Below are 22258 nucleotides of genomic sequence, written 5' to 3'. Positions count from 1 at the left end.
TCGCTTACCCAAGGGGGCAACGGGACGCGGTGGTCGTCCCGGTTGGTCGCACAAGATCGGGAGTCGCGGTGATGGCGGTGATGGTGGACGGCCCGATGGCGGTCGGGTCGGCGGTTTCGTCGCGGCAAACGACCGGGCCGGCGGCGACGATCCGGGCGTTGCTCGCCGCAGACGGCAGCGCCGCGGCGCCTTACGCGGGGCTGCTCGCCTCGCCCGCTGCGATGCTGCGCGATCTGGCCGATGCGGTCTATGCGCTGTGCGTGGTCCATGGCTCGGCGCCCGGAGTGGTCGATCATGCGCTGGCCCGCGCAGGCGATCGTGAAGCGCTGGCGTGGCTGACCGGCGCGGCAGACGCGATGCGCGCGGAGCGTGCGTATCTGGCGCGCCTGACCGCTGCGGTCGGCCCCCTACCCTCCACCCCCGGCCACGCCGCGGCGGAGGCGGCGATCATCGGCCAGCGTCAGGCGCTGGCGATGCTGGCGAGTTCGGATCGCGCCGGCTGCGGCACCGGGGCCGCGCTGGCGCTGGTGCTCGATTGGGAAACGGTTCGCACGGTGCTGGACGGCTGCGCCGCGCGGCTGGGGATCGAGGGCGGGCGCGCGTTCGCGCCGGTAGTGCAGGCGGCCGACGCTTTCCTCGACGCCGTCGATGCGGCGCCCGGTGTCGAACGCGCGCTCGCGTTCGGCGCGCAACAGGTGCTGGCGCAGCATCGCGGCCTGTGGGCGTTGCTGGAATCGCGCGCCGCCGCGCGGGAGCCGAATTAAGCCGCGCGCTTGCGCCCGGCCCCAACCTGCCGCTACACCATACCCGATAATCGACACGATGGCGGGGCAAGGTAATGCAGCGGTTCGACGGCACTGAAGGCTATGTCGCCACCGACGATCTGAAAGTGGCGGTCAACGCCGCGGTCACGCTGCGCCGCCCGCTGCTGGTGAAGGGCGAGCCGGGCACCGGCAAGACCGTGCTGGCACAGGAGATCGCCAAGGCGGTCGGCGCTGATCTTATCGAGTGGAACGTCAAGTCGACGACCAAGGCGCAGCAGGGCCTGTACGAATATGACGCGGTGGCACGGCTGCGCGACGGCCAGTTGGGCGACCCGCGCGTCCACGACATTTCCAACTACATCCGCAAGGGCAAATTGTGGGAGGCGTTCGAGCGTGACACCCCTGCCGTCCTGCTGATCGACGAGATCGACAAGGCCGATATCGAATTCCCCAACGATCTGCTTCAGGAGCTGGATCGCATGGAATTCCACGTCTACGAAACCAAGCAGACGATCCGCGCGAAGGAACGCCCGATCGTCGTCATCACGTCGAACAATGAAAAGGAGTTGCCGGACGCCTTCCTGCGCCGCTGCTTCTTCCACTATATCAAGTTCCCCGACCGCGACACGATGCAGGCGATCGTCGACGTCCACTTCCCCGGCATCCAGAAGATGCTGGTCAGCCGCGCGATGGACATCTTCTACGACGTGCGCGACGTGCCGGGGCTGAAGAAGAAGCCGTCGACCAGCGAGTTGCTCGACTGGCTGAAACTGCTGCTCCACGAAGACATGCCGCTCGACGTCCTGCAGAACCGCGATCCGACGAAGGCGATCCCGCCGCTGCACGGCGCGCTGCTGAAGAACGAACAGGATGTGATGTTGTTCGAACGGCTGGCGTTCATGGCCAAGCGTCAGGCGAACAAGGGCTGACGCTGCCGCCTACCCCGCCTTCACTATTGTTTCCCGCATCTTCACCGCGCTACATCCGATCATTGGGGTGGCGTAGGCGGTGTCGGGAATGATCGAAAGCGGGTCGCTGGTCCCAGGAGTTCGGGTGGAGCGGTTCGGCCTGCCCGATCACACCGCCGCCCGGTTCGAAATGCCCGCCCCCGCGCTGCGCGGTTTGGTCGGCAGCTATCACGTCTTCGATTCGAAAAAGGAGTGGCGCGACGGGGTGAAGCCCTGGCTGCTGCCATCCTGGCCGGCGATCCGCTTCATCCTGGCGCCGGATGCGATCGCGCTGACGATCGGGTCGCGCCGTTACGATCCAATGCCGGTCGCCGCGCTGTACGGCAACGCCAGCCGCGCGATGCAGATGACGACGCATGGCGGCGTGACGATCGGCGTCGATCTGACCCCGCTCGGTTGGTCGCGGCTGTTCGATGCGCGCGCGAACGACTATCGCGACCGCGTGGTGCCGCTCGACACGCTGCTCCCCGCCGGCTGGGTCGCCTGCGCGCTCGACCGGCTGCGCGCGTCGGACCGCTCGACGCAGGTGAAGGCGATCCTCGACGATCTGCTGCTCGCGATCGTACGTCCGCCAGGCCGCGACGACGATCAGATCGTCGCGCTCCAGCGGCTGATCGCCAGTGAAGAGACGCGCGACCTGACCAGCGCCGCCGCGTCGCTCGGCATGTCGCCGGCGGCGCTGCGGCGGCTGTCGACGCGCTATTTCGGGTTCCCGCCCAAGACGCTGCTGATCCGTACCCGCTTCGTCCGCTCGCTGGTGCGGATGATGCTGGCGGGCGGCGGCGCGAACTATGCCGCGATGGCGCCGACCTATTTCGATGCCTCGCACTTCCTGCGCGATGCCGATCGCTTCCTGGGGATGACCCCGCGACGGTTCCTGCAACAGGATCATCGCTATCTCATCGCCTGCCTCAACGGCTTGGCCGAGGTGCGCCGCGCCGCCGCGGAACAGCGTGACGCCGCGATCGCCCGACCACGGCTGGTCGCATCGCAAAGCCGCTCCGTCGAAAAGCTGGTGCGCCCTTAACCCCTTGGGATCGCGCCACGACGTAGCGTGGCCGCGTCGTGATCCTCGTCCGATTCTCGCTTGCGTTGGCCGCCTCGCTCCTCGCCCTGCCCGGTACGGCGGCGGCGGGTCCGTCGTTGCTCGACTATGTCGGCCAATGCGTGCCGTTTGCGCGGTCGGCGTCGGGAATCCAGATCTACGGCGATGCCTGGACATGGTGGGACCAGGCGGACGGCCGCTATCGCCGCGGGCACCGGCCGCGCGTCGGCGCGGTGATCGTCTTCAAGCAGAGCGGACAGTTGCGGCTCGGCCATGTCGCGGTGGTCAGCCGCGTCGTCGAACGCCGCGTCGTCATGCTCACCCACGCTAACTGGTCGCGCCGCGACGGCCGGCGCGGCCATGCGGAACGCGACGTAACACTCTACGACGTGTCACCGGCGAACGACTGGAGTCAGGTGAAGGTCTGGTATCGCGATTCGAATGGACTCGGCAGCAGCATCTACCCCGTCGCCGGCTTCATCTATGGCGATGCGCCGCCGTCCGCCGAACTCAGCGGCGAGCATCCCGACGATGTCGGCGCGCTGATCGACGCCTATGTCCCCGGAGCGATCGCATCGCGCTGACCGCCGAACCGCGTCTTCGATAGCAACTCGACACGGGCGCACGCCGCGGGCATCATGCGCGCATGTTCCTGGCCTTTCTCGACGAGCTGCGCTCCGCCGGCATCCCCGCCAGTCTCAAGGAGCATCTGATCCTGCTGGAGGCGTTGCAGGCGGACGTCATCGATCGCTCGCCCGAGCAATTCTATTACCTCAGCCGCTCGGTCTACGTGAAGGACGAAGGGTTGCTGGACCGCTTCGACCAAGTCTTTGCCAAGGTGTTCAAGGGGCTGGAGACCAGCTTCGCGCAGGAAGGCGCCGAGGTTCCCGAGGACTGGCTGAAGGCGATCGCCGAAAAATATCTGACGCCCGAGGAAATGGCCGCGATCAAGTCGCTGGGGTCCTGGGACGAGATCATGGAGACGCTCAAGAAGCGTCTTGAGGAACAGCAGAAGCGCCATCAGGGCGGCAACAAATGGGTCGGCACCGGCGGCACCAGTCCCTATGGCAATTCGGGCTACAACCCCGAAGGCGTGCGGATCGGCGGGGAATCGCGGCATAAGCGCGCGATCAAGGTGTGGGATCAGCGCGAGTTCAAGAACCTAGACAGCACGCGCGAGCTGGGCACGCGCAACATCAAGATCGCGCTGCGCCGGCTGCGCAAGTTCGCGCGTGAGGGCGCGGCGGACGAACTGGACGTCGATGCCACGATTGACGGCACCGCGCGGCAGGGCTGGCTCGACGTCCACATGCGCCCGGAACGTCGCAATGCGGTGAAGCTGCTGCTGTTCCTCGACGTCGGCGGATCGATGGATCCGTTCATCAAGCTGTGCGAGGAACTGTTCTCCGCCGCAACCAGCGAGTTCAAGAACCTCGAATTTTTCTACTTCCACAATTGCCCGTATGAGGGCGTGTGGAAGGATAACAAGCGCCGGTTCCAGGAACGCACTCCGACCTGGGACGTACTTCACAAATACGGCCATGATTACAAGCTGGTGTTCGTCGGCGATGCGGCGATGAGCCCCTATGAGATCACCCACCCCGGCGGCTCGGTCGAACATTTCAACGAGGAAGCCGGCGCAGTGTGGATGCAGCGGCTGACCAACACCTATCCCGCCGCGGTGTGGCTGAACCCCGTAGCGGAATCGCAATGGGGCTATTCGCAATCGGCGAAGATCATCCGCGAGTTGATGACCGACCGCATGTATCCGCTGACGCTGGCGGGGCTGGATGCGGGGATGCGGGAGCTGACGCGCAAGCGCTAGCGTCGGATCCGCCCGTCATATCGGACCCGTTGCGGCATCCCCCCCCCGCCGCGCGTACGCACGTTGTTGATGTAGCAGCCGGCGCGCCATCAGCCGGCGTTGCAGAACCTGCGCGTTCACCGAAAACGATGGTAAAACGGGAATAGGGGGCTGCAGCGATGGCATCCTTGCGGCCACTCGCAGGGTGGCTATACCATGCATATGCTCGACGTCCCGTCCGATTGGCCATTATGGTTGGCCGGATATACTGGCATTTTCTTAAGCGGAGGCACAGCGCGCGTGCTAATACGCCGCATGAGCAGGCTGGGTAGCAGAACGGTAAACTATCTAAGCTGGCTTGCACTTCCCTCTGTTATTTTACTTGGCATCCTCGCATCTATCGCCTTAGATACATCTAATCTAAATTATGATATCACTCTAGGACTTGCCATCTTCATTCTGCCAATTTTCTTTGCGCCTGCGTTCGTTGTAAGTTGGGCTGGAAGTGCATTGGCAGGGCAATGGTGGCCTGCCTCTCGTTTTATCGATACAAGCAACGTCGGCCAGTAACGAAAGTGGCCGCTGTGCTTATTCCCGGAAACGAACGAGTGACGAGGATTCCGCTCGCCCGATCGCGCTGACGTCCGCCTGCGCGGACCGCGGTCCCAAAACCTGTTCCCGAATGCACTTTCCGGAAACCTCCCACGGGTACGGAGAAACGGCAACGATCGCGCCTGACAACCGACCGTTATCGGAAACCGGATTGTCAGCCCCAACGTCTAGGGCAGATCGACAATCAGGAGTATTTTCCGTTCGTGCTGAGGAGAGGCGGAGCGAAGTCGAAGCCTCGTCTCGAAGCACCTGCCCTTCGAGACGCCGTTTCGACGTTGCTCAACGGCTCCTCAGGGCGAACGGAGGCGATTGTCGATCCGCCCTAGACGTCCACGGGAGGCGCACCGCGGATTGCCCCCTTACGCCCCCCGCCCGCAAACCCGCCGGCCCTACCGCCGCCCGCGCCAGATCTTCACCGCCGCATCCGGTGACAGCCCGCCCTGGTGCGCCGGGCAGCGCGCGTAGCGGAAGCGGCGGTCGGTGCACAGCCACACCTCGTCCAGCCACCCCTGCCGCGTCGCAGTGATCCGCATCATGTCGGGGGTCATCCCGGGATTGGCGCGCGCGATCGCCTCCGCCAGCGCGCCGGCGGTCAGCGTCTGGCGCGACAGCGCGTCCATGTCGGGGAAGCGCAGCCGGCCATACATTGCGGTCGATCGCGCGAAATAGCGGTCGGGTGTGTATCCGGCCATGCACGTCCCGTGCTTGGCCCATTCGTGCTGCATCAGCTGCGCGGAGGGGGTGGAGCACAGGTGCCGACGGATCACCTGTCGCGACAGGATCGGCGTCGCGCGGCAATATTGCGGCCAGTCCCTTCCGATGCCGTCGGGCCACAGACCGTGCAGCGTAAAGCCGAAGCGGTTGGTGCCGCCGCACTGGAAACGGTTGGCCGCGTCATCGCCGCGGTTGCGGCAGAATTCCGGGTTCCAGGTGATCGCCAGCGTATAGCTGCCGATCGGCAGCCGGCGCGCCGGCTGGCTTTCGGTTGGCAGATCCGGATGCGGGCGCGGGATGGTGCCGGGGATCGCGCACGACAGCGTCTGCGCCTCCGCCACACCCGGCAACATCAGGGCCATCGCGGCGAGCGAGCGGGCGATCATGCGGCGTCTCCTTCGAAATCTTCCCCGAACCAGCTGCGCGCGTCGGGACGGTACAGGGCCATCACCGCCATCACGCCCAGCGCGACCGTGGCGATGGACAGGATCGCGGCCAGCGGCGGCATCGCCCCGTTCAGCATCGCGGGCAGGTTCAACAGCAGCCGCAGCACCGACAGCGCGGTCAGCACGACCGCGATCGTGCGGGCGATGCGACTGGCGCGGCGCGCGACGAAGAACCACAACGCCAGCGAGATCGCGACCGACAGCGCCAGCCCGGCGGGCAGCAGCCAGCCGAACCCGGCGGTCCGCGGATCGGCCGCCATCCGTGCCGACAGCACCGGCCAGCTGATCGCCCAGCCGATCACCGACAGCCCCAGCGAGGCGAGGTACAGACGCTCGAAAGACAGGATGGCAGGGGGACGCACGCGCGGTTCACTTCCCGTTGACGTTACGGAACGCCAGTGCGCCCGGATCGCGCGCGGCGCAAGCGGGGGCGATCATGCCGCGGCGAAATCCAGCCCGATGTCCGCCGCCGGCGCCGACTGAGTGATCCGCCCGACGCTGACATAGGTGACGCCGGTTTCGGCGATCGCGCGGATCGTCTCCAGCGTGACGCCGCCCGACGCCTCGGTCGGCACGCGCCCGGCGACGATCCCCACCGCCTCGCGCAGCATCGCCGGCGGCATGTTGTCGAGCAACAGGTGAGTTGCCCCGGCGTCCAGCGCGGGCGCGATCTGGTCGATACGGTCGACCTCCACGATGATGTCGGCGATCCCCGCCGCCTTGGCCAGTGCCGCCGCGGGGCCGACCCCGCCGGCGACCGCGACGTGATTGTCCTTGATCATCGCCGCATCCCACAGGCCCATGCGGTGGTTCTTCGCGCCGCCGGTGCGGGTGGCGTATTTCTCCAGCCGGCGCAGGCCGGGGATGGTCTTGCGCGTGTCGAGCAGCGTCGCGCCGGTGCCCGCGATGCGATCGACATAGGCACGGGTCAGCGTCGCGATCCCCGACAGATGCTGCACGGTGTTGAGCGCCGATCGCTCCGCGGTCAGCAGCGCGCGCGCGCCGCCGGTGATGCGCATCAGCGCGGTTCCCGGCGGCACCTGCGCGCCGTCGGCGACGAGCAATTCGATCGCCGCATCCGGGTCCATCCGGCGGAAGAAGGCGGCGGCGATCTCCAGTCCGCACACGATGATCGCGTCGCGGCTGTCCATCACGGCGGTGAAGCGCGCACCGGCGGGAATCACCGCGGCGGAGGTGACGTCGCCGCCCTCCCCCATATCCTCCGCCAGCGTCGCGGTGACGAACGCGTCGGTGTCGAACCCGTCGAGAACGAAGGTCATGGCAACACCTCTTCCGGTTCGACGCCCCACAGGCGGTCGACCTGGATGAACCCGGCCTGCCCCTTCACGTCGAAGCGGCACCAGCCGTTGCCGCACTGGCTGACGCGCCCGACGACGCCGGGCTGCGCGCGGAACAGGATGTGCGGGCCGCCGGGCCTGTCGCGCATTTCCGCCGGGTCCCCGCCCTGGACGATCGCGGCGCGGTTGTTGCTGATCATCGTGCCCAGCATCCACCCCTGGGTGCCGCCGGGATCCTCGATCTTGCGCCATTCCTTGAACGTGTCGACCACCCGCACGGGCAGGCCTGCGCGCACGTACAGCCAACTGGAGGGGAAGGTGCGGCCAGGCCCCGTGCGCATCCGCGCGCGCGCCGGGGCGATCGACGCGTAATAAGGCGGCTTGCGGTCGGCCGGCGCGGCCTCGACCGGTGTCGTCGCCGCCACGGCCGCCGCGACCATCCACATGCCCGCACGCATTACCCGATACCCCTGGTCATCCCCCGCCTGTAGCGCCCGGACCGCGCCCGCATCAACCGTTGACGCGCCCCGCCGGCTGGGCCAATCCGCTGGCATGGCCGACACGCGACGCTCCGCCCATCCCACGGTGATCGTCACGCGCGAACTGCCCGACGTCGTCATGCGGCGGCTGGAGGAATTGTTCGACACCACCAACAACCGCGGCGATCGCCCGATGACGCGCGACGAACTGGCGCGCGCGATGGCGACCTGCGACGTGCTGGTCCCCGCGGTCACCGACACGATCGACGCTGCGCTGATCGCGGGTGCGGGCGAACGGCTGCGGCTGATTGCCAATTTCGGCGCGGGCGTGAACCATATTGATCTGAACGCGGCGCGCGCGCGCGGGATCATCGTCACCAACACCCCCGGCGTCCTGACCGAGGATACCGCCGACCTGACGATGGCGCTGATCGTGTCCGTCCCGCGCCGGCTGGCGGAGGGGGAAAAGCTGGTCCGCTCCGGCCAGTGGAGCGGGTGGAGCCCTGGCGGGATGCTGGGCTATCGCATCGGCGGCAAGGCGCTGGGGATCGTCGGCATGGGCCGCATCGGTCAGGCGGTGGCGCGCCGCGCGCGCGCCTTCGGCCTGTCGATCCACTATCACAACCGCCACCGCCTGCCCAAGGTGGTGGAGGCCGAGCTGGGGGCGCAATGGCACCCCAACCTGGACGAGATGCTGGGCGCGATCGACGTATTGACGCTGCACACCCCGCTCAACGCCGACAGTCGCGACCTGATCGACGCGCGCCGCATCGCGCTGCTGCGCCCGCACGTCTTCGTCATCAACGCCAGCCGCGGCGGCATTCTGGACGAGGATGCGCTGGTCGCGGCGCTGGAGGGCGGGCGGCTGGCGGGTGCGGGGCTGGACGTGTGGCATCACGAACCGCGCATCGACCCACGACTGCTGGCGCTGCCCAACGTGGTGATGACCCCGCACATGGGATCGGCCACCTACGAAGGCCGCGTCGCCAGCGGCGAGCGCGTCGTCGCCAACATCCGCATGTGGGCCGATGGCCACCGCCCGCCCGACCAGGTGCTGGAAGGCTGGGTCTAGGGCGAGGCCCTAACACGCGGACATGTGACGAAAAGTTTCCCGCCGGAACCCATCGCCGCGCCGTCCTTTTGACCGGGGTCACCCACGCCGAAAGGAACCCCGCCATGAAGAAGATTGCCATCTCCGCTTTGCTGGTCGCGTCGGCCGCGTCGATGTCGGCCTGTTCGACGCTGCGCGGCGCCGCGATCGGCGGCGCCGGCGGTGCGGGTGTCGCGGCAGCGACCGGCGGCAGCGTGGAGAAGGGCGCGGCCGTCGGCGGCGCTGCGGGTGCCGTAGCCGGCACCGTCATCGACTGACCACCGCTACCCCGCTAACGTGACGGCGCGTCGCCCGCGATGGCGGCGCGCCGTTTGCATTTGTTGGGAAAGAGCCATGATCGCCATGCTGTTGATGGCCTCCGCCGCAGCCGCCGCCTGCCCTTCCGCTCACGCCGGCACCTCGCTGAGCGGCTTTGCCCTCTTCGACGGCCCGGTCACCGACAATGCGGTTCTCGCCCCCGACACGTCACGACGCAGGAACGGGAAGCTGGTGCAGACGTGGCGGGTCGATGGCGTCTATCGCGCCGGTCGGTCGCTCACCCTGCGCTGCGATTATCGGCGCCGCCCCCCGCTGTTCGTCCCGGTCACGCGCCGGATGACCACGTGCCGGGCAACATGGCACGCCGCCCGCCCGTCGCTGTCCTGTCGCTAGCGTGCACGCGACGCCGCCAAGACGCAAAGAGCGATCACTCCTGGCCGCCGAAGCGGTCAAAACTACCCATGCGTGAAAGCGAGCGGACGCTCCGGGGCGCAACCCGACACCTCCCCGTCTCCGGGCCTCCGCGCCTCCGCGCCTCCGCGTGAACCCACTTCTTCGCGTCTTCGCGTCAACCCTAACGGACCAACGCCGCCGCGCGCCGCAGGTCCTTTTCACGCCCGAACATCTGCAGGATATCCACCATCTCCGCACGCCCCGGCACGAACACCTCGCCCCGCGCCGCGCGCGTCACCGGGCGGACCGCCTGCCACATACCGTCGACGCACACCTCCAACCCGGCCATGATCTCCACCGGCAACGGCGCACCGTCGAGCCGTGCATAAGGGTGGGACCGGAACCGCTCGCTCGCCGTACCGGTCGCCACCGCGCCCGGCCACACCGCCAGCAACCGTTCGGCATCGGCCGGCGACAGCAGCAGGTCGACATCCGCCACCGACGTATCGACGCCATGCAGCACGACCGCCGCGCTGCCGATGATCCACCAATGGTCGCGCGCACCAGCCTGCGCCATCGCTGCCGCGACGCGCGCCAGCGTGGCGTCCAGCATCAGTCGCCGGTCAGGATACGATCGACCAGCTGCTTCACCGTCGGCACGAAGCCGTTGGAATAGAAGGGATCGCGCTTGAAGTTATACGCCGCATGGCCCGCGAACATCAGGTTCTGGTCGGTATCGGCGCCGTGCGCGATCTCCTGCAACGTCTTCTGGATGCAGAAGCTGCGCGGATCGGCCAGCCGCCCGGTCGAATTGGTCTCGGTATCCGCCCAGCTGGAGAACAGGCACTGGCTGAGGCAGCCCATGCAATCGGCCTGATCCTTGCGGATTTCCGCCTTCTCGCCCGGCGACACGAACACCAGCGTATTGTCGGGGGTCTTCAGCGCGTCGGTGAAGCCCTCGCCGAACCACTGGCGCGCGCGCAGCAGGTCGTTGCGCGTCACCCAGAAATTCTTACCCTTCACGCCCACGTCCAGCTGGAAGACATGATCCCCCGCCTCCTGCGTGGAAAAGGCGATCTGCCGCTCCGACCGCGCCTCCAGCGCGCGCAGGAACGGGTTGCGCACCGCCGACGAATAGAAACCGGTCGGGGAGAAACGATGGAGCGACACCTCGCCCTCCTCGATGTCCATCAGCTTGGCCTTCCACCCCTCGGGGATCGGGCTTTCCTGCGTCAGCAGCGGGCGCGTGCCGTACTGGAAGGCGATCTGGCCCAGTTCCGGGTTGTCGATCCACTCGTTCCAGTCGCGCAGGTACCAGACGCCGCCCGCCATCACGATCGGCACGCTGTCGGGGAGGCCGCCTTCGCGCATCGTGTCGCGCAGCGCCTTGACGCGGGGATAGGGATCCTCCGGCTTCAGCGGGTCTTCGGCATTGGACAGGCCGTTGTGCCCGCCCGCCAGCCACGGATCCTCGTACACCACCGCGCCCAGCAGGTCCGAAACCTTGGAATAGGCGCGCTTCCACAGCGCGCGGAACGCGCGGCCGGAACTGACGATCGGCAGATAGTTGACGTTGTACGACGCGGCGATCTCGCTCAGCTTGTACGGCATTCCCGCGCCGCAGGTGACGCCCGATACCAGCCCGCGGGTGCGTTCCAGCACGCCCTGCAACACGCGCTGCGCGCCGCCCATTTCCCACAGGACGTTGATGTTGATCGCGCCCTTTCCGCCGGCGATCTCCCAGGCGCGCTGCACCTGCTGCACCGCGCCCTCGATCGCATAGGCGATCAGTTCCTCATGCCGTTCGCGGCGGGTCAGCGCGTGATAGACCTGCGGGATGATCTTGCCGTCGGGATCGTAGCTGTCGGCATTGACCGCCGATACCGTCCCGATCCCGCCCGCCGCGGCCCATGCGCCGGCGGAAGCGTGGTTGGTGGCGGCAACGCCCTTTCCACCTTCCACCAGCGGCCACACCTCGCGGCCGGCATAGACGATCGGCTTCAGCCCCTTGAACACGCGATTTCCCATATCAGCAGAATGACGACGCGCGCCCGTATAAACCAATCGGGCCGCAACGCGACAAAATTGCGACTCATCCCAGGCACCCCGGTCGCCCCGCGGCCCCCGCGTACAGCGCGGCATAGCGGGCGATCATCACGCCCTCGTCGAACTCGGCCACCGCCTTTGCGCGGTTGGCCGAGCCGACACGCTCGCGCAGCGCCTTGTCGCCCGCCAGCGCCTGCATCGCGTCGCGCAGCCGCACCTCGCCGCGATGTTCGGTGATGAACGGGCGGTTTTCCGCCGACACCATCTGCGCCACGTCGCCGACCGGCGGGCTGACCACCGGCAGGCCCGCGGCCATCGCCTCGATCACGCTGATCGGCGCCTGTTCGGATCGCGACGACAGCGCCAGCATGTCGAACAATCCCATGAAGCGATACGGGCGGTCGAGGAAACCGGGCAAGACGACGCGGTCGTCGATCCCCATCGCCAGCGCCGCCTGCTCGATCGCGGCGCGTTCCGGCCCCTCGCCGACGATCACCAGCCGGAACCGCGCCGACAGGCCGCCGGCCGCGCGCACCAGCGCGGGCAGGTCCTTCACCGCGCGCAGCCCGGCGACGCTGCCGATCACCGTTTCGCGCTCGTTGCGGACGAAGCCGGGGATCGCCTTCGGATCGGGACGCTGCGCGTAGAGCGCCGTGGCGATGCCGTTGCCGATGCGATGGACACGCGCGCGCGGCTGCTTCCACGTGTCCAGCGCGATCCGCTCCAGCACGTCGCTCGGCACCACCAGCGCGCTGGCGGCGCTCAGCGCGAAGCGGCGGTACAGGTTGCGCTCGCGCTTCAGCCCGCCGGCCTCGTCCTCGTTGAAGCCATCTTCGTGGTGGATCACCGGCGGCATGCCGCGCCCGAACACGCGCCGCGCCATCACCCCGTCGATCGCCCCCCAATTGTACGTCAGCACCAGGTCGAACCCGCGCATGAACCGCGCGATCGCCTCGTATCGCGCTACCGACGGCCGCCCGGTCAGCGGCGGCGGGTCCTGTGCGATTTCATAGCGGATGCCTTTGGCGATCCGCTCGCGCGCGCCGTAATGCCCCGGCATCCCCGATACGATGACATGGCGGGCACGATCGCCGAAGGCGTTCATCAGCCGGACGGCCCGCGCCTCCTTGCCGCCCAGGTCGAACGTGGAATGAAGGTGCAGGATCGACAGCGGTTGCGACATGCCCGCGCCATAGCCGCGGAGGTGCACGCCCCGCAACGCGGGCTCTGTCACGCGCCGGCAGTCAGCGCATCCTTTGGCACGTGCGTGATCCGGCACGCCAGGTCCGCCTCGCCGCTCGCCACGATCCAGTGCGCGCCGCCGTCCACCACGCCGGTCGTGAAGACGACGTCGGTGATGTACATCAGGTCGTCCAGCGGTGCGGTCAGCGCCGCCGCCGGCTCCAGCAACGGCGCATGGCTGGTCGCGATCGTGCGCGACGGGTCGCGTTCGTCCAGCAGCGACCAATAGGTCCGGTAGATGCCCACGATGCCGGACGGCTCGACGCCGTGCCATAGCGTCAGCCACCCGCGCTGCCCGTCCACCTCGGCCAGCACCGGCGGCGCCCCCCCGCCCATCCGCGCGGTGGCGGTGGTGGCGGCGTGCGGGCGGATGCCGGGGCGGTCGTGCGGTTTCCAGTGAAGCGCATCGGGCGATGTCGCCAGGTTGATCGACGGCCCCGCGCGCCACGGGCTGTCCGGGGGATAGGCGAAATACAGGTCGCCCAGCGGCCGCGTCTGCGCCCAGAATGCCCCGCCCACCTTCCCCTCGAACAGCAGCATGTCCTTGTTCTGATGGTCCAGCACGATGCCCCGCAGCGTCCAGTCGAGCGCATCGTCGCTGGTGTAGAGCGTCGTGGAGTGCCGCTCCGGGCTGACCGAGCAGGTGGTCATGTAATAGTGCCCGTCGACGCGGCTGATCCGCGCATCCTCGACGCCATAGCATTGATAGGGTGCGCGCGGCGCGATCGCACGGTCGTAGTGCACCGCCACCACGCGGCGCCCGTCGGCGTCCAGCTCGACCGGCAGCAGCCACGACAGCGACGTCAGCGCCATCACCCGCCACCCGCCGCCGCGCATCATGAACTTGCGCGGGTCCGACGTGTCGACCAGCGCAAGCGGCCAGGCGTCGAGCACGTAGCGCCCGTCGTCCCAGCGGATCGCATGGATATGCGAATCGCGGATCGGGTGGCGCAGCGCCTCGGCGACGCGCACCATCAGCAGGAGGTTGCCGTTGGGCAGGCGCGTCACGCCGGGGTTGAACGCGCCCAGCACATAGGTATCGGCATCGACCTTCCCGGCCAGCGGCGATCGCGACAGGTCGACGTCGCGCGGGTCGAACACGATCGCGTCATGGGGATAGGCCATTGTCACTCCACCGTCCGCCGAACCGCGGAGACGAACGAGCTAGACGCGCGGTTCCGACGCGCGCGCCAGCCAACGGCCGATCGCGTCATCGACGCCCGGCTCGTCCAGCGTCGGGGCGTGGCCGACATCGGGCAGCGTAAGCAGTTCCGCATCCGGCAGCGCGGCGACCATCCGCCCGGCGGTCGCGGCGGACAGGATGTCGGACCGCCCGCCGCGCACCACCAGCACCGGCACCTCGCCCAGCGCCGCCAGCGCGCGCCACATGTCCGGCCCCGCCTCCCCGCCCGGCAGGCGGAACGGTTCGGCGATCTTCATGTCATAGTCGAGGACGATGCGACCCGCGGAATTGAGCCGGTACAGCCGCTTGGCCATCCCCAGCCATTGTTCGATCGTCCAGCCGGGATAGACGTCCTCGTTCGCCTCCTGCACCCCGCGCGCGGCATGCATCCACGTCGGATAGGTGCTCGACCGGCCGACATAGCCGCGGATCCGCGACAGGCCGCCCGGCTCGATCTCCGGCCCGATATCGTTGAGCAGCGCACCCGCGATCCGCCCCGGCAGCATCCCCGCCAGCAACATCGTCACGATCCCGCCCAGCGATGTGCCGATCGCCGCGAACCGGTCGATCTTCTCCTGGTCCAGCAGGGCTGCGACATCCTGCGCATAGATCAGCGGCACATAGGTCATCGGATCCTTGGCATAGCCGCTGTCGCCGCGCCCGCGGAATTCGACCGCGATCACCCGCCGCCGCGCCGCCAGCCGCCGCGCCAGCGCATCGTAGTCGCGGGCGTTGCGGGTCAGGCCGGGCATGCAGACGACCGGCGCGACGCCGTCGGCATCTGCCGGCCCCGGATAGTCGCGCGCGTGCAGCCGGATGCCGTCGGCGGACCACCAGAAAAGATCGCGATAGTCGGCCATGGTGTCGCTGCGTCCCGCCCGTTGTCGCGCGGCCCATTGCACCCATGGCCGCTCGCCCCCCATATCGCCGCATGGTGTTCCCCCCGCAAGCATATCGGCCGGAACGCGCGATCGTGTCGCTGGGCGACACATTCTGGGATCGCGTGGCCCCGGCGGACTTCCCCGAAACGCGGCTGCGGTTCCGCAACGATCGTGCCGCGCGGCAGGTCGGACTGGACACGCTCGACGACGGCGAATGGGTGCGCAATTTTGGCCGGTTCGCGCCGTTGCCCGGCTCGCTCGATACGCCGCTGGCGCTGCGCTATCACGGACACCAGTTCCGCACCTACAACCCGGATCTGGGCGACGGCCGCGGCTTCACCTTCGCGCAGTTGCGCGATGCGGACAGCCGGCTGATGGACCTGGGCACCAAGGGGTCGGGCCAGACGCCGTGGAGCCGCTTCGGCGACGGGCGGCTGACGTTGAAGGGCGGCGTGCGCGAGGTTCTGGCCAGTGAGATGCTGGAGGCGCTGGGCGTCCCCACCTCGCGCAGCTTCTCGCTGATCGAGACCGGCGAGGCGCTGGACCGCGGCGACGAACCCTCCCCCACCCGCTCGGCGGTGCTGGTGCGGCTCAGCCACGGGCATATCCGCATCGGCACGTTCCAGCGGCTGGCCTATCATCGCGATGAGGACGGACTGCGGCGCCTCACCGCCTATGTCCTGCGCGAGCTGTATGGGGAGGACGGCGACGACCCGCTGCGGCTGCTGTCGCTGGTGGTGGAGCGCACCGCGCGGCTGGCCGCCGCCTATATGGCGGCCGGCTTCGTCCATGGCGTGCTCAACTCGGACAATATCAACGTCACCGGCGAAAGCTTCGATTACGGCCCATGGCGGTTTGCGCCGACCTGCGACCCGGCGTTCGTCGCCGCCTATTTCGACCATGCCGGCCTTTACGCCTTCGGTCGTCAGCCGGAGGCGATCCACTGGGATGCGATGCAGCTGGCGGTGTCGCTGCGCCCGCTGGCCGATGCCGAGCCGCTGATCGCGATCCTCGATACGTTCGGCGACCTCTACCAGCCCGCGGTCGCGCACGCGATCCTGTGGCGGCTGGGCCGTGCGCCGCTGGATGCCGCGCGCGATCGCGCGCTGGTACAGGCGGTGGAGCGCGCGCTGCGCGGCACCGGGACCGCGATCGACCGCTTCTTCTTCGATGCCTATGCGCGCGACCTGCCGGCGGACTACGGCGCTGGATGGGAGGAGGCGCGCAGCGCGCTCGCCGCTTTCCCGGTGATCGGCGATCGTGCCCATCCCTTCTGGTCCGGCGCGCCCTGTTCGATGCTGATCGACGAGGTCGAGGCGATCTGGTCCGCGATCGACGCGCGCGACGACTGGGCGCCGTTCCATGCAAAAGTGGCGCGGATCAATGAAATGCGTGAGGCGCTGGCGCGCTGCCCCTTCCGCAGCGCGGATAGTCGCGTCTAAGACGGCGCCATGGCAGACGTGATCTCGTACGAACCGGCCACCGGCGCCGAACTGTGGCGCGGGGAGAAGGGCGATGTCGACCTGGAGGTCGCGACCGCACGCGACGGGTTCATGCCCTGGGCGGCGCGATCGCTGGCGTTCCGTATCGAAACGCTGCGCCGCTTCGCCAATGTCGTGCGCCAGCGCGCCGACGCCTTCACCGATCTGATCGCACGCGAAACCGGCAAGCCCCTGTGGGAGGCGCGTACCGAGGTCGACAGCGTCATCGCCAAGGTCGATATCTCGATCACCGCTTACGCCGAACGCACCGCACAGCGGCGGATGGACGCGCCGATGAACAGCCGCATGGCGCTGCGTCACAAGCCGCATGGCGTGCTGGCGGTGCTCGGCCCGTACAATTTCCCCGCCCACCTGCCCAACGGCCACATCGTCCCGGCGCTGATCGCGGGCAATGCGGTGGTGTTCAAACCGTCGGAAAAGACCCCGGCCACCGGCGTGTTCCTGGTGGAATGCTACCACGCCGCCGGCGTGCCCGAGGAGGCCGTGCGCGTGCTGGTCGGGGGCCCGGCGGAGGGCAAGGCGCTGGCCGCGCATCCCGATATCGACGGGCTGCTGTTCACCGGATCGGCGCGCACCGGCATCGCGCTCAACCGCCAGTTCGCGGAAATGCCGGAAAAGATCCTGGCGCTCGAAATGGGCGGCAACAACCCGATCGTGGTGTGGGACACCCCCGATCTGCACACCGCCGCGGTGCTGGTGGCACAATCGGCCTTCACCACCGCGGGCCAGCGGTGCACCGCCGCGCGGCGGCTGATCGTGCAGGAACAGCTGGCCGACGGTCTGATCGCGGAACTGTCGCGGCTGACCGGGCGGCTGATCGTCGGCGCGCCGCACGACGATCCCCAGCCGTTCATGGGCCCCGTGATCGACAACGAAACCGCCGACGGCCTCACCGAAAGCTTCCTGGCGCTGTTGATGAAGGGCGGACGCCCGATCCGCCACATGGCGCGCCCCGATCCGGCGCGCCCGTTCGTCACCCCCGGCATCATCGACGTCACCGACATGCCCGGCCGCCCCGATGTTGAGCTGTTCGGCCCACTGCTGCAGGTGATCCGCATCGACGATTTCGACGCCGCCATCGCGGAGGCGAACAACACCCGCTACGGCCTGTCGGCGTCGCTGGTCAGCCAGACGCCCGCGCTGTTCGACCGTTTCTGGGCCGGCGCGCGCGCCGGGATCGTCAACTGGAACAAGCCGACCAACGGTGCGTCTTCCTCGGCGCCGTTCGGCGGCGTCGGCTGGTCCGGCAATCACCGGCCCAGCGCCTATTACGCCGCCGATTATTGCGCCTATCCGGTCGTTTCGAACGAAGCGGATGCGGCGCGTGCGGCGATCGGCATCGGGCTGGCCGACGGCTGACGCGCCCGGCACGGGCATCACGGGGGAAAGACGGGCATGGCAAGCGGACTGGTCGCACTGCTGGACGATATCGCGGGGCTGACCCGGCTGGCGGCGGCCTCGCTCGACGATGTCGGCGCCGCCGCGGGCAAGGCGGGGGTGAAGGCCGCGGGCGTGGTGGTGGACGATACTGCGGTCACCCCGCGCTACGTCGTCGGCCTCTCGCCGCAGCGCGAGCTGCCGATCATCGGCAAGATCGCGCTCGGTTCGATCCGCAACAAATTGCTGTTCCTGCTGCCCGCCGCGCTGATCCTCAGCGCGCTCGCCCCATGGGCGATCACCCCGCTGCTGATGGCCGGCGGCGCGTATCTGTGTTTCGAGGGCGCCGAAAAGGTGATCGAGGCGCTGTCCGGCGGGCATGAGGAAGAAGCGGCAGACGCTGGCCTCGACCCGGTCGCGCTGGAAAACCAGAAGGTCGCCGGCGCGATCCGCACCGATTTCATCCTCTCGGCGGAAATCATGGCAATCGCCCTGTCGGAGGTCGCCGATTCGCCGCTGGTGACGCAGGCGCTGGTGCTGGCGCTGGTCGCGGTGGCGATCACCGCGGGCGTCTACGGCGTCGTCGCGCTGATCGTGAAGGCGGACGACGTCGGCCTGTACCTGGCACGCACCGGGTCGGGCGCGCTGCGCGCGATCGGGCGCGGACTGGTGAAGGGCGTGCCGGTGCTGATGCGCTGGCTGGCGGTGATCGGCACCGCCGCGATGATCTGGGTCGGCGGCGGCATCCTGCTCCACGGCGCGGAGGAACTGGGCCTCGCCGCGCCGGCGCATCTCGTCCACGACGCATCGGAAGCCGCCGCGCATCTGGTGCCGGCGATCGGCGGCGCGTTGGCGTGGATCGTCACCGCGCTGGCGTCCGGCATCATCGGCCTTTTGATCGGCGGCGCGATCGCGTTGGCGCTGCACCGCCTCCACGCCGCCCGCGCACATTAAGAGCCCGCCAACGGCGTTCAGGGATCGAAATTGGTCGTTACGGATTGAGAACCATCACCGTGGATGAGGATGGGGGACGATCGGGTGCGCCGTTTGCTGTTGCTGACCCTGATCCTGCCCGTCGCGGCGTGCCACCGGCCGCAGGATCATCCCGCGCCCCCGCGCGTCGACACCGAAAACGCGAAGCTGCCGGACCAGTCCTCGACGATCACCGTCCCGGTCGTCGCCGATATGGGGCAGCTGGAACGCGGGCTGGAAAAGGAATTGCCGCGCACGCTGTGGACCATCGACGAGCAGCGCGACCGTTGCGTCGCGGGGCGGCGGATCGGCAAGCTCAAGGTGACGCCCGACCTCGGCTGCCGGCTGGTCGGGCGCGTCACCCGCGGCGCGATTGCGTTGTCGGGCAGCGGGGAGCGGCTGCGCATCGTCATGCCGGTGCGCGCGTCGATCTCCGCGCGGAAAGTGGGCGGCGTCGTCAGCGAAACCGCCACCGGCAGTGCGACCGTGCGCGCGACCGCGCGGCTGCGCATCGTCGGCAACTGGCAACCGACCGCGACCGTCGACCTCGACTATGACTGGCGCGAGGAACCCGGCATCGACATCGCCGGCCAGCGCATCACCTTCACCTCCAAGGCGGACGAGAAGCTGAAGCGCGTTGTCGCCGACCTGGAACGCGACCTGCCGCGCCACCTGGCGAAGCTGGGATTGCGCGCGCAGCTGGCGGATATCTGGGCGAAGGCGTTCACCTCGATCGAACTGAGCAAGCGCAATCCGCCCGCCTGGCTGCGCATCGCGCCGCGCACGCTCGGCTTCGGCGGCTATCGGATCGATGGGCGACGGCTGACGCTGCTACTGTCGGCAGAGGCGCTGACGCAAACCTTCGTCGGGCAACGCCCGGCCGATCCGCCCGTCACTCCCCTTCCCCCGCCGGGGCGCGTCTCGGGCCAGCCGGGGCTGCGCTTCTTCGTCCCGGTGCTCGCCGACTACGCGCAGCTCGAACCGGTGGTGCAGCGGACGCTGGCCAAGCTGGCGGCGCGCGGCATCACGCTCGCCGGGATCGGCCGCGTCGATGCCGAATTCGGAAAGGTCACCGTCTACGCCACCACCGGCGGGCGGCTGGCGATCGGCGTCACTGCGAAGGTGCGCACCCACGACGGGTCGATCGGGCCGACCAGCGGCGAGGTATGGCTGTCGGCGCTCCCTTATAACGAGCCCGGGTCGCAGCTGGTGCGCGCCCGCGACGTCTCGCTCGTGACCCGCACCGATTCGACCGCGGTCGACCTGCTCGTCCACCTGTTCGACGATGCGCAGGTCCATGACGCGATCGCACTGGCGCTCCAGCACGATTTCGCGCCCGATTATCAGAAGGTGATCGGCAAGGCACAACGCGCGATCGGCCACCGGCAGGAAGGCGATTTCCTGCTTTCCACCGACGTCACGCGCGTCACCAACGGGCAGTTGCAGGTGACCGGCGCGGGCCTGTTCATGCCCGTCCGGGCGGAAGGAAGCGCGCGGATCGAATACCGTCCGCGCTGAATAGCCCCATTTTGCCGCCGCGACTCGCGTCGCGCCACGTGTTTTACCCCGTCTGGAACGCGTCAGAAGCCCGCGTAATCGCTGAATCGCGTGATCGTGGGGTCAAATTTGAGCACCACCTTGCCGGTCGCGCCGTGACGCTGCTTGGCGACGATCAGCTCCGCCAGCCCGTACACACGCTCCATTTCCGCCGCCCAGCGGGCATGTTCCTCGAACACCTTGGCATCGTCGCCCTCCATCGGGCGCTTCGGTTCGCGCTGCGCTATATAATAATCCTCGCGGAACACGAACCACACCATGTCCGCGTCCTGCTCGATCGACCCGGATTCGCGCAGATCCGACAGCATCGGGCGCTTGTCCTCGCGGCTTTCCACCGCGCGGCTCAGCTGCGACAGCGCCAGCACGGGGACGTTCATGTCCTTGGCCAGCGTCTTCAACCCGCGCGAGATTTCGGAGATTTCCTGCACGCGGTTGCCGTCGCCCTTGCCCGATCCGGTCAGCAGCTGGAGGTAATCAACCACCACCAGCCCGATCTCGTTATTGTGGCGCCGCTGCAACCGCCGCACGCGCGTGTGCAGCGACCCGATCGTCAGCCCGCCGGTATCGTCGATGAAGAACGGCAGATTCTCCAGCTCCGCCGCCGCCGCCGCCAGCTGTTCGAACTCCTGCTTGCTGATCTTGCCCATGCGCAGCGCCTCGGAACTGATCCGCGACTGTTCCGCCAGGATACGGGTGGCCAGCTGGTCGGCGCTCATTTCCAGGCTGAAGAACGCCACCTTCGCGCCCACCGACTTGCTGGGCGGGATGCCGTCGCGCATGTCGCGCATCCACCGCTGCGCCGCGTTGAACGCGATGTTCGTCGCCAGCGAGGTCTTGCCCATGCCCGGTCGCCCGGCCAGGATCATGAGGTCGGAATGGTGCATGCCGCCGATCTTGGCGTTGACGCTGTCCAGACCGGTGGTGACGCCGGACAGGTTGCCGCCCCAGTTGAGCGCCTTCTCCGCCATCTTCACGGCCATCGTGCTGGCCTGGGCGAAGCTCTTGACGCTGCTTTCCGTCGCGCCTTCGGCGGAGACGCGGAACAGCTCTTCCTCCGCCGCCTCGATCTGCGCGCGCGGATTCACCTCCTGGCTGGTGTCCATCGCACGGTCGACCATCTGGTGCCCCACCGACACCAAGGCGCGCAGCATGGCGAGGTCGTAGATCTGCGTCGCGAACTGCCGCGCACCGATCAGCCCCGCACCCGATCCGGTCAGGCTGGCGAGATAGCCGACCCCGCCCAGCTCGCGCATCCCCTCGTCCGCCTCGAACATCGGGCGCAGCGTCACCGGGGTCGCCAGCATGTCCTGCGCGCGCAACGACTTGATCGCGGCGAAAACGCGCCCGTGCACCGGTTCGAAGAAGTGCACCGGCTCCAGCCGGTCGACGATATCGTCGGCCAGCCGGTTGTCGATCATCATCGCCCCCAGCATCGCGGCCTCCGCCTCGACGTTGCGGGGCAGCTGAACGGGTTCGGCCGGAGCCGGTTGCGGGAACGCCAGAGTCGCCATTGACCGGCATATAGCGCGCGCCGCGACGGGTAGGACAGCCCCGCCGGCGCGAAAGCTGTGGATAGCCTGCATTGTCGGGCGGACCGTTCGCCTCT

Annotated in this window: 22 protein-coding genes; 12 read left to right on the top strand and 10 right to left on the bottom strand. The window is 68.4% G+C overall.

Translation table 11 applies throughout. From position 1 onward, the window contains the following. The first annotated feature begins 71 nt into the window (after nucleotides 1-71). From COA17_RS14365 to COA17_RS14345, 5 genes are all read left to right on the top strand, one after another. Entirely contained in the window at nucleotides 72-764 is a 693-nt protein-coding gene (locus COA17_RS14365) for a DUF6975 family protein (RefSeq protein ID WP_245857822.1), read from the top strand. Between the two features lie 74 nt (nucleotides 765-838). After that, complete coding sequence (locus tag COA17_RS14360; protein ID WP_066488276.1) at nucleotides 839-1693, top strand: AAA family ATPase; 855 nt, start codon at nucleotides 839-841, stop codon at nucleotides 1691-1693. Between the two features lie 88 nt (nucleotides 1694-1781). Next, nucleotides 1782-2759 carry an AraC family transcriptional regulator gene (locus COA17_RS14355; protein WP_096613373.1) on the top strand — a complete coding sequence of 326 codons (978 nt, stop codon included), beginning with the start codon at nucleotides 1782-1784 and terminating at the stop codon, nucleotides 2757-2759. Nucleotides 2760-2797: 38 nt separating this feature from the next. Further along, nucleotides 2798-3361 (top strand): CHAP domain-containing protein, encoded by a 564-nt coding sequence (locus COA17_RS14350; RefSeq protein ID WP_066488280.1) that lies wholly within the window; start codon nucleotides 2798-2800, stop codon nucleotides 3359-3361. A gap of 62 nt (nucleotides 3362-3423) precedes the next feature. Then, nucleotides 3424-4602 (top strand): vWA domain-containing protein, encoded by a 1179-nt coding sequence (locus COA17_RS14345; protein WP_096613371.1) that lies wholly within the window; start codon nucleotides 3424-3426, stop codon nucleotides 4600-4602. A 980-nt stretch (nucleotides 4603-5582) separates the two neighbouring features. Here COA17_RS14345 and COA17_RS14340 read toward each other — a convergent pair. From COA17_RS14340 to COA17_RS14325, 4 genes are all read right to left on the bottom strand, one after another. Beyond that, the gene (locus tag COA17_RS14340; RefSeq protein ID WP_096613369.1) at nucleotides 5583-6293 is read right to left on the bottom strand and encodes a ribonuclease T2 family protein; all 711 of its coding nucleotides are present in this window, start codon (nucleotides 6291-6293) and stop codon (nucleotides 5583-5585) included. Continuing rightward, the gene (locus tag COA17_RS14335; RefSeq protein ID WP_096613367.1) at nucleotides 6290-6715 is read right to left on the bottom strand and encodes a hypothetical protein; all 426 of its coding nucleotides are present in this window, start codon (nucleotides 6713-6715) and stop codon (nucleotides 6290-6292) included. The genes COA17_RS14340 and COA17_RS14335 overlap by 4 nt, the downstream gene beginning before the upstream one ends. 72 nt (nucleotides 6716-6787) lie before the next feature. Beyond that, complete coding sequence (gene nadC / locus COA17_RS14330; protein ID WP_096613365.1) at nucleotides 6788-7633, bottom strand: carboxylating nicotinate-nucleotide diphosphorylase; 846 nt, start codon at nucleotides 7631-7633, stop codon at nucleotides 6788-6790. Continuing rightward, entirely contained in the window at nucleotides 7630-8109 is a 480-nt protein-coding gene (locus tag COA17_RS14325; protein WP_096613363.1) for an SH3 domain-containing protein, read from the bottom strand. The genes nadC and COA17_RS14325 overlap by 4 nt, the downstream gene beginning before the upstream one ends. A gap of 94 nt (nucleotides 8110-8203) precedes the next feature. Between COA17_RS14325 and COA17_RS14320 the strand changes: the two genes are divergently transcribed. The 3 genes from COA17_RS14320 (at nucleotide 8204) to COA17_RS14310 (ending at nucleotide 9892) form a co-directional block, all read left to right on the top strand. Further along, nucleotides 8204-9202, top strand: a complete 999-nt coding sequence (locus COA17_RS14320) for a 2-hydroxyacid dehydrogenase (protein ID WP_096613361.1) — start codon at nucleotides 8204-8206, stop codon at nucleotides 9200-9202. Nucleotides 9203-9306: 104 nt separating this feature from the next. Continuing rightward, entirely contained in the window at nucleotides 9307-9498 is a 192-nt protein-coding gene (locus COA17_RS14315; protein ID WP_066488375.1) for a hypothetical protein, read from the top strand. 76 nt (nucleotides 9499-9574) lie between these two features. Continuing rightward, complete coding sequence (locus tag COA17_RS14310) at nucleotides 9575-9892, top strand: STY0301 family protein (protein WP_096613359.1); 318 nt, start codon at nucleotides 9575-9577, stop codon at nucleotides 9890-9892. Nucleotides 9893-10073: 181 nt separating this feature from the next. On the opposite strand, the gene COA17_RS14305 is transcribed toward COA17_RS14310, so the two are convergent. The 5 genes from COA17_RS14305 to COA17_RS14285 all read right to left on the bottom strand — a co-directional run bounded on the left by COA17_RS14305 (nucleotide 10074) and on the right by COA17_RS14285 (nucleotide 15223). Beyond that, a complete protein-coding gene (locus tag COA17_RS14305; RefSeq protein WP_096613357.1) occupies nucleotides 10074-10505 on the bottom strand; it encodes a hypothetical protein in 432 nt (143 codons plus the stop codon). Next, nucleotides 10505-11908, bottom strand: a complete 1404-nt coding sequence (locus COA17_RS14300) for an NAD(P)H-dependent flavin oxidoreductase (RefSeq protein ID WP_096613456.1) — start codon at nucleotides 11906-11908, stop codon at nucleotides 10505-10507. Before COA17_RS14300 ends, COA17_RS14305 begins: the two co-directional genes overlap by 1 nt. Nucleotides 11909-11984: 76 nt before the next feature. Beyond that, complete coding sequence (locus COA17_RS14295; RefSeq protein ID WP_096613454.1) at nucleotides 11985-13121, bottom strand: glycosyltransferase; 1137 nt, start codon at nucleotides 13119-13121, stop codon at nucleotides 11985-11987. Between the two features lie 47 nt (nucleotides 13122-13168). Further along, entirely contained in the window at nucleotides 13169-14305 is a 1137-nt protein-coding gene (locus COA17_RS14290; RefSeq protein ID WP_096613355.1) for a glycoside hydrolase family 130 protein, read from the bottom strand. Nucleotides 14306-14344: 39 nt separating this feature from the next. Next, on the bottom strand, nucleotides 14345-15223 hold the full coding sequence (locus COA17_RS14285) for an alpha/beta fold hydrolase (RefSeq protein WP_066490493.1): 879 nt from the start codon (nucleotides 15221-15223) through the stop codon (nucleotides 14345-14347). A 71-nt stretch (nucleotides 15224-15294) separates the two neighbouring features. Between COA17_RS14285 and COA17_RS14280 the strand changes: the two genes are divergently transcribed. The 4 genes from COA17_RS14280 (at nucleotide 15295) to COA17_RS14265 (ending at nucleotide 20613) form a co-directional block, all read left to right on the top strand. Further along, nucleotides 15295-16686, top strand: a complete 1392-nt coding sequence (locus COA17_RS14280) for a protein adenylyltransferase SelO family protein (protein ID WP_096613353.1) — start codon at nucleotides 15295-15297, stop codon at nucleotides 16684-16686. Between the two features lie 9 nt (nucleotides 16687-16695). Further along, complete coding sequence (gene astD / locus COA17_RS14275; RefSeq protein ID WP_096613351.1) at nucleotides 16696-18105, top strand: succinylglutamate-semialdehyde dehydrogenase; 1410 nt, start codon at nucleotides 16696-16698, stop codon at nucleotides 18103-18105. A 36-nt stretch (nucleotides 18106-18141) separates the two neighbouring features. Continuing rightward, nucleotides 18142-19077, top strand: coding sequence for a DUF808 domain-containing protein (locus tag COA17_RS14270; RefSeq protein ID WP_096613349.1), 936 nt, complete (start codon nucleotides 18142-18144; stop codon nucleotides 19075-19077). An 84-nt stretch (nucleotides 19078-19161) separates the two neighbouring features. Next, nucleotides 19162-20613 (top strand): DUF4403 family protein, encoded by a 1452-nt coding sequence (locus COA17_RS14265; protein WP_245857820.1) that lies wholly within the window; start codon nucleotides 19162-19164, stop codon nucleotides 20611-20613. 62 nt (nucleotides 20614-20675) lie between these two features. On the opposite strand, the gene COA17_RS14260 is transcribed toward COA17_RS14265, so the two are convergent. Further along, nucleotides 20676-22163 (bottom strand): replicative DNA helicase, encoded by a 1488-nt coding sequence (locus tag COA17_RS14260; protein ID WP_066490475.1) that lies wholly within the window; start codon nucleotides 22161-22163, stop codon nucleotides 20676-20678. Nucleotides 22164-22258: the final 95 nt, after the last annotated feature.

This window comes from Sphingomonas ginsenosidimutans (assembly GCF_002374835.1).
GTDB lineage: Bacteria > Pseudomonadota > Alphaproteobacteria > Sphingomonadales > Sphingomonadaceae > Sphingomonas > Sphingomonas ginsenosidimutans.
This window is presented reverse-complemented; position numbering and strand designations above follow the sequence as displayed.